Raw genomic sequence first — 12,208 nt, forward strand, 5'->3', positions numbered from 1 at the left:
ATCCCTAAGTCTGATGCCAAAATACCGCCACTTTGTCTACAGTTGCATAATAATTATTCAGCCCTAGCCTTAAAACGGGGCCAACCCTGCAACCAGAGTAATCAGACCATGTCCTATCAAAGTGAATACCAACGAGCCTTAGACGATCCGCAGGCTTTCTGGCGTGACCAAGCCGCCAACCTGCCCTGGTATCAAGCGCCCCGGCAGATACTCAGTAAGGATGAAAACGGTATGCACAGGTGGTTTGCCGACGGCAGTATGAACACCGCTTATATGGCATTGGACTGGCATGTGCAGCAGGGCCGGGGGGAACAGCTTGCGGTGATCTACGATTCTCCGGTCAGCGGGCAAAAACTCAAGCTCAGCTATGCGGATTTACTCGAACAGGTTACCTTGTTTGCCGGGGTGCTGAAAGCCAGGGGGGTGGAAAAAGGCGATCGGGTCGTGATCTATATGCCCATGGTGCCAGAGGCACTTGTCGCCATGCTGGCGGTTGCCCGGTTGGGCGCCATTCATTCAGTGGTGTTTGGTGGCTTCGCTCCCCATGAGTTGGCATTACGTATCGACGATGCACAGCCCAAGATTGTGGTGTCGGCATCCTGTGGAATCGAAGTCAATAAAATCATCGAATACAAACCTATGCTGGATGCCGCCATAGAAAGGGCCACCCATAAGCCGCTGCACTGTATTGTAATGGCCCGCGAACAAGCACCTGCAAAGCTTATACCCGGGCGCGACCTGGACTGGCATGAGGCAATGTCAGATGCCAAAGCCGCTGACTGCGTGCCGGTGCAGGGCAGCGACCCTTTATATATTCTGTACACCTCAGGTACCACCGGTAAGCCGAAAGGGGTTATCAGAGACAATGGCGGCCACGCCGTAGCGCTGAAGTACTCTATGCAGGCTATCTACAATATGCGCCCGGGGGAGGTGTTCTGGGCCGCCTCGGATGTCGGTTGGGTGGTGGGCCATTCCTACATTGTGTACGGCCCATTACTGGCTGGTTGCACTACAGTGCTGTACGAAGGCAAGCCGGTTAAAACGCCGGATGCCGGGGCATTCTGGCGGGTAGTGCAAGAATACGGGGTCAAAGCACTGTTTGCAGCGCCCACCGCATTTCGTGCCATCAAAAAAGAAGATCCCGAAGCGCGCACGCTGGCGCGCTACAATCTTGGCCGCTTACAGACAATCTTTATGGCTGGTGAACGGCTGGATCCCCCGACCTATGACTGGGTGGTGCAACATACGGGTAAACCTGTGGTTGATCATTGGTGGCAAACCGAAACCGGCTGGGCTATTTGTGCTAACCCGGTTGGTATTGAAAACATGCCGCCCAAACCCGGCTCTGCCACGCTGCCGGTCCCCGGCTTTGATGTGCAGATTCTGGATGGTGCAGGACAAGCACTGCCACCTGGTCAGCAAGGTGCTATCGCCATTAAGTTACCTTTGCCTCCAGGCTGTCTGCCCAGTATTTGGGGCAACCATGAACGTTTCTGTGCCGGCTATCTGCGTGATTATCCGGGTTACTACTGTTCAGGCGACGGGGGCTACAAGGACAATGACGGTTATGTCTTTATTATGGGCCGCACCGATGATGTGATTAACGTGGCCGGACACCGGCTGTCCACCGGTGAAATGGAAGAAATTCTGGCCGCCCACCCTGCTGTAGCGGAATGCAGTGTTATCGGTATTCAGGACGATCTTAAAGGCCAGGTGCCGGTCGGGTTGGTGCTACTCAAAGACGGTGTGCAAATAGATGAGCAACAATTACAGGACGAACTAGTGGTTATGGTACGCAGTGAAATCGGCCCTATTGCCTGTTTCCAGCGGGCGCTTATTGTGCAGCGCCTGCCCAAAACCCGCTCGGGTAAAATACTGCGCAAATTGTTGCGGCAAATTGCCGATGGCCAGGACTACACTGTACCTTCCACTATTGACGATCCTGCCAGCCTGGCTGAAATTGAAGGCCTGATGCGGCAACGCGGACTGGCCAGGGTCTGAACAAACAGTCGGGAGAAAAATGTTTAACATCGAAGCTATAGACCATCTGGTGTTGAGGGTCAGAGACTTATCCACCAGCATCGATTTCTACCAAAAGGTGCTGGGCTGTGACATGGTCAAGCGCCAGGAACATTTAGGTCTGGTGCATCTGCGCGCCGGAACTTCCATGATCGATTTAATCAGCCTGGATGGCAAGCTGGGACGCTGGGGCGGCGCAGCAGCGCAAACAGAAGGACGCAATATGGACCACCTATGCTTGCGTATTCACCCATTTGACGAAGCAGCCCTGATTAAACATCTTCGGGACTTTGACATTCAGCCGCTTGGCCCCGCTGAAGTTAACTTCGGTGCCAAAGGCGATGGTTTGTCATTGTACTTTACCGACCCCGATGGCAATGTCATTGAACTAAAGGAATCATAGTCGCCAGGTTCAATCGAAAGCCTTCTACACCAATTTGCGCTTTCAGCAAGGGGCCAACATACTCAGGATAAGTCACTGACAAGGAAGTTACGCCCGCCATGACCACAGACTATAACGGCATCGCCGCTGAATACCGCCGAGCCAAGCTGCACCCCTGGCGACAACATATTGAAATGTTTATGTTATCAGAACTGGTAGGCGACCTGAGTGGCATGCGGGTACTGGATCTGGCCTGTGGTGAAGGTTTTCATACCCGAATGTTGCGTTATCGGGGCGCAGCACAGGTTATGGGGGTGGATATTTCCGCCGCCATGGTAGCACTGGCAAACGAGCAGGAAAGCAAACGCCCGCTGGGTATCGATTATATTCGCTGCGATGTGCGTGAACTGGCCCTGGCTAAGCAATTCGATCTGGTATTTGCCAGTTATTTGCTCAACTACGCTGAGTCTGCTGATGATCTTAGCCTGATGTGTCAGGTGGTGGCCGACCATCTGAAACCAGGCGGACGTTTTATTGGTATCAACAGTAACCCGGACTACAGTGGCGAGCTGCTCAGCATGCGCCCTTATGGTTTTACCCGTGACCCAGCCCCAACCGAAGAAGGCATGCCATTTAGTTACCGTTTCTTTTTACCCGGTGATCAGATGGTGGCCATTACCAATTATCATCTGAGTCGTCAGACCCATGAACAGGCCTTTAAACAAGCCGGGCTAACAGAATTGCAGTGGCTGGAAGTACAGGTGTCCCCCGCCGCCCAGGCAGATTATCTGCCTGGTTACTGGGATGCCTTTATTCAATACAAGCCGGTGGTGTGTTTCCAAAGCCACCGGATATCCTAGGGGCTATTAATCTTTCAGGTATAGATTTCGTTCAAATCCAGCCCCTAGTAAAAGAGCTGTAAATTGACCGCCTCAGCCATCGCCTGATAACCACTATCTCCCGGATGCAGATGGTCTCCTGAATCAAAATGTGGCAGGAAACGAGCTGGGTGCTTTGGATCCCTGGTCAGGGCGTCAAAGTCTAATACTCCATCAAACTCACCAGAGTGACGGATCCAATGGTTTACTTGCTGACGAACTTGTTCTTTGTCATCGGAAAAATAGCCCCGCATTGGGGAGTCATGCAAAGCCCCTTCAAATGGGGTCAGGGTTGCGCCGATGATACGTAAGTCATGCAAGTGCGCCAATGTGATCAACTGCCGGTATGCGGTAATTAGCGGCTCCGCGCTTGTCGGCTCTTTGTGTGGAGCTAAGGCCGAGCCAGGCCAACCTATATCGTTAATTCCCATCATCACTATTACGCTGTCTACGCCAGGGTGGGCAATAACATCCTGCTCAAATCTGGCCAACGCATTTTCTCCCATACCAGTGTCGAGTATACGGGCACCAGAGATACCGGCGTTGACAACAGCGATATTGGCTTTTACCAGGCGTTTGGCTAAAAAATCCGGCCAGCGATGATTCCGGTTAATACTTGATGCATTGCCATCGGTAATCGAGTCCCCAAAGGCAACGACTGCTTTAGCAGGTTCGCTACGCTGCACGATGACGCTACTGACAAACATACGGGTTTCTGACGTGTCGCTAACCTGCATATCAATGTTGTTCACCTGATTACCAGAACCAATATAGGCCGTTTGCAAACCATCCCAATGAAAGGTTTGAGGAGCCGTGGGCTCAGGAAAATACAGGCTAACAGCAACGTCTGCACAGTCATCCACACTTAACTCAATAGGATCACTAATGACTGCAGCGCCAACGGGTACAGTGAGATAGGCCTGCCCATCAAACAGTGCCTGCCTGGCTGTATCTGGCTGTATGGCTCCGCCATTTGCTACTAGTGCCGCAGATACGGCGCCAATGTGCAGCGGCTTGGTGCCATATCGATTCGATATGCGTAACCTAAGTCGCTGACCACCGAGACTTAGGCGCAACACTTGGCGCACAGTTTGATTCCAGAGCTGATTGGGTACTCTTACCGGCAACGCAAAGTCACCGTCCCACCTTGGCTGAGGGCTTGCAGCCCAACTGGTGACCCAATTACTTTTTGCTCGCTGTGCAGCGTGACTCACTAAAGGAACACACACCATTAACAATGCCATCAATGCGCAAACTGCACGATGAGAAACGTAGCCTCTTGCTTTCATACTTATTCCTTAAAGCTCCTGATTTATTTACAGACACAAGGATTGGTCTGCATAGAAGTTGAACGGGGAATGGGTGCTTCCAGATAGCGACTTAGCAGCGCAGTAGCGACAGCCGCCAGCGGCACCAGTGCAGCTACCCAGGTAATTGCCGCTAATCCTGGGCCAGACTCAATAACCCAGCCGCCCAACCAGGCTCCTAGTGCATTACCAAGGTTAAAGGCTGCGATGTTGAAACTGGAAATCAGACTTTGGCTGCCGCCCTGGGCTTTGTTCAGTACCCACATTTGCAATGGTGCAGCAGTGGCAAAGGACGCTACCCCCAACAGCAGCACAAACAGCAACATCCACATCGGGCTTTGCAACACCAGACTCATCAGTGCCATCACCAGCGCCAACAGCAACATGCTACCCAGCACAGCTGGCATCAGGCGCTTATCGGCAGCCCGGCCACCGAGCAGATTACCGACAATCATACCCAGACCAAACAACAGCAAAATCGGCGATACCGCACTTTCGCTAAAGCCGCTTAACTGGGTCAGCAACGGGGCGATATAAGTCAGCACGGCGAACACACCACCAAAGCCCAGCACCGTAGTCAGCAAGCCCAATAACACCGGGGCCCGGCGCAATACCTTCAGGTCTTGCTGCCAGTTAACCCGCTCTGTCTTGGCCTGCTTGGACGGGACAAAACGCCACAGCACCAACAATGCCAGCACCCCAATGATACTGACGGTCCAGAAGGTGGCCCGCCAGCTCACCATTTGGCCAAGCCAGGTGCCAAAGGGCACGCCGAGAATATTGGCGACGGTCAGGCCGGTGAACATAATAGCAATGGCCGAGGCTCTGCGTTCAGGAGCGACCACAGAAGTGGCAACAATGGCCCCCACTCCAAAAAAGGTGCCATGAGCAAAAGCCGTTACCACCCTTGCCAGCATTAGGGTGCTGTAATCCGGCGCCATAGCACAGCCAATGTTACCCAGGGTAAATACCAACATTAACGCCAGCAGTGTCCGCTTGTGTGGCCAGGCTGCCGTTAAGCTGGTCATTAATGGTGCACCAACTACCACACCCAGAGCGTAGCCAGAGATCAACATGCCGGCGTCCGGTACGCTGACCTGCAGATCCTGGCTGACCTCCAGCAGCAATCCCATAATTACAAATTCGGTCACCCCAATACCAAAGGCACCGACAGTCAGGGCCAGCAAAGCAGCTGGCAATCGGGGGGGGTTGGCCTGATTCATAAGTCAAAACCTGCTGAAGCAATCTGACACTTGTACATAGCAATCTCACTCACAAAAACAATCTGGCTATTGTGGATGCGGCCGGACCAAATGATAATTGCGGTATTCAATAAAACACTCTCAAAGAAATATTGAAAATGAATCGACTGGATGATCTGCAAATGTTTGTTGAAGCAGCCCGTCAAGGCTCACTCAGTGCTGCAGCAAGATTACTTGGGCGCACACCGGCTGTGGCCAGTGTCAGCCTTAAGCGCCTGGAAACACAGCTCCGGGTAAAATTGGTGGAACGCAATACCCGTAATTTACGCCTGACCCCTGAAGGGCAATTGTTTCACGATAAAATTGCCCAGGGTCTGAGTTTGCTGGAAGACGCACAGTATGTGGTCCACCATGATTGTGCTGAAATTGGCGGAGAGATTCGCCTGACCGCATCGGTAGATTTAGCCCGGCAATGGTTAATACCACTGATGGATGAATTTCAGTCAGCTCATCCGCAGGTTTACTTTACCCTGCTGGCCGGTGATGTGGTGCGCGATCTGGTGTCGGAGCCGCTGGACTTGGCCCTGCGCTATGGTGAGTTACCCGACTCAGCCCTGGTGGCCAGACGTTTACTGGATAACCGCCGAGTTCTGGTGGCCAGCCGGAGCTATGTTGATTCGCATCCGCCACTGCAACATCCGCAGGATCTACTTAATCACAATTGCCTTATTTTTCAGAGCCAGGAGCGAGCTTACCGCCGCTGGGCCTTTCATCAGGGCAGTGATGCGGTGGTGGTAGAGGTAAAAGGTGACAGGGTATGTAACGATGGTTCATTTGTGCGTGAATGGGCCTTGCTGGGGCGCGGAATAGCCTATAAAAGTCATCTGGATGTGTATCAGGACCTGCAAGCAGGGAATCTGCTACAGTTGCTGCCTGATTGGCTGGGCGATTCCGCCCCACTCAGTGCCGTCTATCCGGGCACCGGGCCGAGACCGCCGCGGGTTAAGCGATTTGTTGAATTTCTGGCCGAGCGATTTAAAACGCTCTGATTTTTCCCAACAATCACACAGTAGAAATAAGAAGGAACAGGTATGTTTGTTGTCTTGCTCACTTATATTCAACCATTGGAACAGATTGAAGCCCTGCTGGCAGAGCACATTGAATTTCTCGATCGCCAATACGCCGCTGGCAGCTTTATTGCCTCAGGTCGCAGGGTACCGCGTACCGGTGGCGTGATACTGGCCCGCGGAGAAGATCAGGCAACACTGGAAAGGATACTGGCACAGGACCCTTTTCAGCGCGAAGGTGTCGCCAGCTATGACATTTATCCTTTTGTACCGAGCAAGATGCAACCCGGCTTTGAGCAGTTTTTATAATGCAGCGGTTTTCAGCCTTCACACCACCTGACAAATAGCGGCTTAGCTGGTCGCACCATAGGGGCATTTATGTATATAGGAAAAGTCGCCAGCCTGACCGGGCTGACTATTAAGGCGATACGACTGTACGAAGCCAAAGGATTGATTACACCACCAAAGCGCCTGGGTAAGTACCGGGTCTATGAGCAAAGTCATATTGACGCTCTGCACCTGATCCGCGAAGCCAGGCTGCTTGGCATCAGTCTGGCGCGTCTGCAGCCGGTGATGCGTGTAAATGACAAGGGCCTGGATTGGCCACAAGTTCACCGCTTCCTGCAGGAAGTACGGCAAGAGCTGGAAACCGAGATCAAACAAACCCAAGCTCGTATTAAGCGACTGGACGCGTGCTGCCAGGAAATTGGCCACTGTGCCTTGACTCTGCCCTAAAGGGTAGAGCCTAGACTGCCCCTTCCGTTTGCAGGAAGGAGCAACTATGAAAAAACGTATTCTGGTTATCAGTGGCAGTCCACGCACAGGCAGTTTTAGCGAACAACTGGCGACGGCTTATCAACAAGGGGCTGGCTCACTGCACGAAGTGCAACTAAGTTATCTGTCACAGATGGACTTCAACCCTGACCTTTGCCACGGCTATGCAAAGGCCCAGCCCCTTGAACCTTGCCTTCAGGAGTTTCAGCGCCAGTTGGCCTGGGCGGAACATATAGTGATTTTTACCCCTGTTTGGTGGGGGGCCCTGCCAGCCAAGTTCAAGGGCTTATTTGACCGTACATTATTGCCCGGCTTTGCTTTTAAATACGAAAAGGGCATGAAAATGCAGCAAAAATTGCTGAGCGGCAAAACGGCGCGCATCATACTGACATTAGACACCCCAGCCTGGTATTTTCGCTGGATACAAGGTGCGCCCGCCAGCAAGCAACTGCAAATCACCACCCTGGCGTTTTGCGGCATCAAATCTGCCAGGCCCAATTTGTACGGCCCGATGATTAGCGCCACAGAGCAGCAGCGACAACAGTGGCTGCGACAAGTCCGCCAATACGGACAACAAGCTCTTTAACCCCTTGTAAAGATAGGTAATTATCGATAGTTTGTGACAACAACTCAGATTATCAGACAGCCAATGCTTAAAGGACTAAACCATATCACTGTAGCAGTGGCCGACCTTGATCGGTCATTGCATTTTTACCTTAAGGTGCTCGGCTTTAGCGGTCATGTACGCTGGGACAAAGGCGCTTATCTGAGCCTGGGGGAACTGTGGTTGTGCCTGTCGGTGGATACACCCGCACCGGCACAAGACTACAGTCACCTGGCTTTTACCCTGGCAGCAGAGGATTTCGCGGCATTCCGGGAACGACTGCAGCAAAATAACACTCCCATCTGGAAAGACAATCACAGCGAAGGCGCCTCGGTGTATTTTCTCGATCCTGATGGCCACAAACTGGAAGCCCACGAAGGTAGTCTGGCCAGTCGTCTGCAAAGCCTGCATAAACAACCCTATTCGGGGTTGAGCTGGCTGTGATAGATTGAGCTTAAACGGCATAAGGAATCGGTTATGAGAAATTCACTGTTTTGGTTATTGCCCTCGTCGCTGCTGTTTGCCTGCAGTCCGGCGCAAAACCCAGAGCCACCAGCCGCCGAGCAGGATTTTCTGCCATCAGTGTCCTACCAGTGCGAGAGCGGCAATATGGTCGACGCCGCCTATGCCACAGCGCAAAAAGCCAGTATCCGTTATCAGCAAAAGATCCACCCCTTGCAACTAAGCCAAAGCGCCAGCGGGGCAAAGTATCAGGGCCAGCAGCTCACCTGGTGGACTAAGGGCAGCGGCCCGGGCAGTGAAGCCATGCTGATGGACGCAAAGGGTGAAACCCTGGAGCGCTGCAAAGAAGTGTCGATGGTGGTACATCCGGTGGCAGCTCAGGTCGTTGGTGAATTTGTCATTCCTAAAGCCGTGGGTTCCTTTGATGGCAGACGACTGGAACTCAATCTGTTTAAGTATGATCCCAGACTGGCCGATAAGGCCGCTGATTTGGTGGATAGCCTGATTATTGAAGATTTCTCCCATGTGCAGGAATTTGTGACCAGGCAGAATTTCGTGCTGGGCCAGAATATTAAACTGGCCCCTGAGCAAGGTTATTATCTCACTCTATTCGTACTGGATGGCCAGCGTCGTACCCATATGGGCGAGTGTCAGCACAGCCCCAGCAACCTGTGTAAAGTTCTGACTCAGGGCCAACCTTTACAGATTGAGATATTGGTCACCCCGGTAGACAAGCGCGGCGAGCCTGAGTAGTCAGCATATGCACAATCATCAAGTCACCGTCAGCACAGCATGGCTGGCTACACACAAGACAGATGCCAATCTGGTGCTGCTGGATGCCAGTATGCCAATGCCTGGCCAACCGGCCAGCAATGAGATTCGCAGCATTGCTGGCGCCATACGCTTTGATATAGATAAGCAGATTTGCCAGCCAGACTCACCGTTACCTCATACCATGCCTGAAGCTGAGCTGTTTGCCGATTTGGTCGGCAACCTGGGGATTGGCAACGATAGCCTGATTGTGGTGTATGACAATCAGGGACTTTATTCAGCACCACGCGCCTGGTGGATGTTCAAATGTATGGGCCATGAGAAGGTTTACGTATTGGATGGTGGATTGCCAAAATGGCAGGCCGAAGGCGGTGCACTGGCCACTCAATATGCCGTTCCAGCATCAGCCAAACACTATATGGCGAATTTGCAGAGCAATGCGTTGCTCAGCGCTGAACAGGTTTTAGCGGCAGCAGAACAGCCCGACTATCTGGTACTGGATGCGCGCTCTGTCGGACGCTTTACCGGCACCCAGCCGGAACCGCGCGCGGGATTGCGCGCAGGTCATATTCCCGGTTCTGCTAATTTGCCCTTTACCAGCTTACAACAGCAAGGTTGCCTATTGCCGGTTAGTCAGCTGCAGGCGCAGTTTGCTGCTGTGGGGCTAACCGATGAAAAACAACTGGTGTGCAGTTGTGGCTCAGGGGTAACGGCCTGTGTACTGTTGCTGGCGGCTTATGCTTGCGGACATCGCGCGCTGAGTCTTTACGACGGCTCCTGGACCGAGTGGGGTGCACGACCGGATTTGCCGGTAGCTTAACCTAAATTGCGCAAGATGGGTCAAGCAGCAGATAAACACGCCGGGTAAGCTTTGGGCAAAGTCAACGAGTGACACCTATGCCAAATCTGCAAGCTGTTTGTGAATATATCGAGCGTCATCTGGCTCAGGATCTGCGCCTGGAAGAGTTGTGCCAACTGGCGCATCAGTCCCCTTTTCATTTCAGTCGGCTATTCTCCGCTCAGATGGGTATTGGCTTAAATGCCTACATCCGCCAATTGCGTCTGCAGCGTGCAACCTGGCAGTTGGCATTTCGCCAGCAGCTCAGCATTACTGACATCGCCCTGGATAATGGCTACCAGAGCCTGGAGGGATTCTCACGTGCCTTCCGTCAGGCCAGTGGTCAGAGTCCTTCTGCGTTTCGCCGCCATCCTGATTGGCAATGGTGGCATCACCCATCTGTTCAGGAGACAAGAATCATGTCCACTTCCGATTACCAGGTTGAACTGGTGCAACGCCCACTTACTCCTATCGCATTGTTGATTCATCAGGGGCCTGCGCAGCGGCTTGGGCAGAGCATCCAGCGTTTTATTGACTGGCGTAAGGCAAATCATCTGCCGCCGTCTAAAAGTGCTACCTTTAATCTGCTATACGATGATCCCACCGAGACGCCCCCCGATAACTATCGCTTCGGCCTGGCATGCGAGTATAAGAATAACGAGCCCATAACAGGGCAAGATATTTGCACCAGCGCCCTACCGGCCGGCACCTATGCCAGGCTGAGCATACAAGGTGGGGACCAGCTACTGGAAGCAGCGATTCGGTACCTGTATGGTCAGTGGTTACCAGAACAGCCCTATAAAGCAGGGAACTATCCTTTGGTTCTGCAGCGTCTTAGTTTTTACCCTGATGTACCGGCCAGCCAGGCTGCCAGCGATATATTTCTCCTGCTGACACCTAAACAACGTGAGAAATCGGGATATTCAGAAATTCAACATGTTAATTCACAACAAAATAAGATTGAATAATTTGTTAAATTAGAACATCTTGTGTTTTAGTCCTCCTTTTGCCCGGAGGATAAAATGTTGAAATGGTTAGTAGCCAGTTTGTTTTGTATAACGCTAGGTGTGGGTGAATGTCAGAGTGCCCCCAATTCACAGGTTATTGAGCGTAAACACTATGCGCCTTTTGAGCAGGAAATCGGCTTCAGCATGGTCAGCAGAGTCGGTGATCAACTCTATTTGTCTGGCATTGTTGGCGCCGGTGGCGATGTGGCAGCACAACTGCAAAGTTGTTATCAGACTATTGGCGAAATTCTGGCCGACTATGGCACTGATACCAGGGCCATCATCAGGGAGACCATTTACACCCTGGACATGGAAGCGTTGAAAAAGGCGCAGGATTTGCGCAAAACCTTCTTTACCCATGGCAGTTACCCAAGCGCTACCTGGGTTCAGGTGGAGCGCCTGTATAGTGAAGAGCTTTTAATTGAAGTGGAAGTACAAGTACTACTGGCAGAAAAAGGAGAAAACTGAATATGAAATACCTGGTGTTAGTGTTTGCGCTGTTTGCCAACAGTGTACTGGCCCATTCCCTAAAAGGCAGCTGGCAGTTGGTGTCCGGATTTTATGTGGATGAGCAAGGGCAAACCATTGATTACGAAGGACTGAAACTCAGCGCCATTAAGGTGGTATCGGATAATCACTTCAGCTTTATCACCATGGCCGATGGCAAATTCTGGGCGGCCGGTGCCGGCGATTTTGAGGCTACCGACAGCACGTATGCTGAGCGCCCGGTGCATACTTCTTACCCCGTCCCGGCCGACGGCCAGTTTCGCTTTGACTATGTGTTAGACGGCGACCTGTGGCAGAAAAAACGTTGGCAGGACGGCAAACTGGTTGAGCAGGAAGTGTGGCGGCGCATGCCTTAGCCTGCCCATGGGCTGTTTACCTTTCGAGTACGAT

The 12,208-nt window shown here is 52.4% G+C and carries 15 protein-coding genes; 13 read left to right on the plus strand and 2 right to left on the minus strand.

Annotation, left to right across the window (positions count from 1 at the left end; all coding sequences use genetic code 11):
• Nucleotides 1–108: 108 nt before the first annotated feature.
• From CSR04_RS00845 to CSR04_RS00855, 3 genes are all read left to right on the plus strand, one after another.
• Entirely contained in the window at nucleotides 109–2,001 is a 1,893-nt protein-coding gene (locus CSR04_RS00845; RefSeq protein WP_102794843.1) for a propionyl-CoA synthetase, read from the plus strand.
• 19 nt (nucleotides 2,002–2,020) lie between these two features.
• Nucleotides 2,021–2,422, plus strand: coding sequence for a VOC family protein (locus CSR04_RS00850; RefSeq protein WP_102794337.1), 402 nt, complete (start codon nucleotides 2,021–2,023; stop codon nucleotides 2,420–2,422).
• A 98-nt stretch (nucleotides 2,423–2,520) separates the two neighbouring features.
• Nucleotides 2,521–3,261 carry a class I SAM-dependent methyltransferase gene (locus CSR04_RS00855; protein ID WP_102794338.1) on the plus strand — a complete coding sequence of 247 codons (741 nt, stop codon included), beginning with the start codon at nucleotides 2,521–2,523 and terminating at the stop codon, nucleotides 3,259–3,261.
• A 44-nt stretch (nucleotides 3,262–3,305) separates the two neighbouring features.
• Here the strand turns inward: CSR04_RS00855 and CSR04_RS00860 are convergent, their stop codons facing one another.
• Nucleotides 3,306–4,367 (minus strand): SGNH/GDSL hydrolase family protein, encoded by a 1,062-nt coding sequence (locus tag CSR04_RS00860; protein WP_245921269.1) that lies wholly within the window; start codon nucleotides 4,365–4,367, stop codon nucleotides 3,306–3,308.
• A gap of 224 nt (nucleotides 4,368–4,591) precedes the next feature.
• A complete protein-coding gene (locus CSR04_RS00865; protein WP_216362484.1) occupies nucleotides 4,592–5,809 on the minus strand; it encodes an MFS transporter in 1,218 nt (405 codons plus the stop codon).
• Between the two features lie 137 nt (nucleotides 5,810–5,946).
• Here CSR04_RS00865 and CSR04_RS00870 point away from each other — a divergent pair, with 137 nt between their 5' ends.
• The 10 genes from CSR04_RS00870 (at nucleotide 5,947) to CSR04_RS00915 (ending at nucleotide 12,174) form a co-directional block, all read left to right on the plus strand.
• A complete protein-coding gene (locus tag CSR04_RS00870) occupies nucleotides 5,947–6,837 on the plus strand; it encodes a LysR family transcriptional regulator (RefSeq protein ID WP_102794340.1) in 891 nt (296 codons plus the stop codon).
• A gap of 42 nt (nucleotides 6,838–6,879) precedes the next feature.
• Nucleotides 6,880–7,164: a YciI family protein gene (locus CSR04_RS00875; protein WP_102794341.1), complete on the plus strand. Its 285-nt coding sequence runs from the start codon at nucleotides 6,880–6,882 to the stop codon at nucleotides 7,162–7,164.
• A gap of 69 nt (nucleotides 7,165–7,233) precedes the next feature.
• A complete protein-coding gene (locus CSR04_RS00880; protein WP_102794342.1) occupies nucleotides 7,234–7,590 on the plus strand; it encodes a MerR family transcriptional regulator in 357 nt (118 codons plus the stop codon).
• A gap of 46 nt (nucleotides 7,591–7,636) precedes the next feature.
• A complete protein-coding gene (locus CSR04_RS00885; RefSeq protein WP_102794343.1) occupies nucleotides 7,637–8,215 on the plus strand; it encodes an NAD(P)H-dependent oxidoreductase in 579 nt (192 codons plus the stop codon).
• A 63-nt stretch (nucleotides 8,216–8,278) separates the two neighbouring features.
• Complete coding sequence (gene fos / locus CSR04_RS00890; protein WP_102794344.1) at nucleotides 8,279–8,677, plus strand: fosfomycin resistance glutathione transferase; 399 nt, start codon at nucleotides 8,279–8,281, stop codon at nucleotides 8,675–8,677.
• Between the two features lie 33 nt (nucleotides 8,678–8,710).
• On the plus strand, nucleotides 8,711–9,448 hold the full coding sequence (locus tag CSR04_RS00895) for an MliC family protein (RefSeq protein ID WP_102794345.1): 738 nt from the start codon (nucleotides 8,711–8,713) through the stop codon (nucleotides 9,446–9,448).
• Between the two features lie 7 nt (nucleotides 9,449–9,455).
• Nucleotides 9,456–10,286, plus strand: coding sequence for a sulfurtransferase (locus CSR04_RS00900; protein ID WP_102794346.1), 831 nt, complete (start codon nucleotides 9,456–9,458; stop codon nucleotides 10,284–10,286).
• Between the two features lie 77 nt (nucleotides 10,287–10,363).
• The gene (locus CSR04_RS00905; protein WP_102794347.1) at nucleotides 10,364–11,272 is read left to right on the plus strand and encodes an AraC family transcriptional regulator; all 909 of its coding nucleotides are present in this window, start codon (nucleotides 10,364–10,366) and stop codon (nucleotides 11,270–11,272) included.
• 54 nt (nucleotides 11,273–11,326) lie between these two features.
• Complete coding sequence (locus tag CSR04_RS00910; protein WP_102794348.1) at nucleotides 11,327–11,779, plus strand: RidA family protein; 453 nt, start codon at nucleotides 11,327–11,329, stop codon at nucleotides 11,777–11,779.
• A gap of 2 nt (nucleotides 11,780–11,781) precedes the next feature.
• The gene (locus tag CSR04_RS00915; RefSeq protein ID WP_102794349.1) at nucleotides 11,782–12,174 is read left to right on the plus strand and encodes a hypothetical protein; all 393 of its coding nucleotides are present in this window, start codon (nucleotides 11,782–11,784) and stop codon (nucleotides 12,172–12,174) included.
• The last annotated feature ends 34 nt before the right edge of the window (nucleotides 12,175–12,208 follow it).

This window comes from Bowmanella denitrificans (assembly GCF_002887595.1).
Taxonomy (GTDB): Bacteria; Pseudomonadota; Gammaproteobacteria; order Enterobacterales; family Alteromonadaceae; genus Bowmanella; species Bowmanella denitrificans.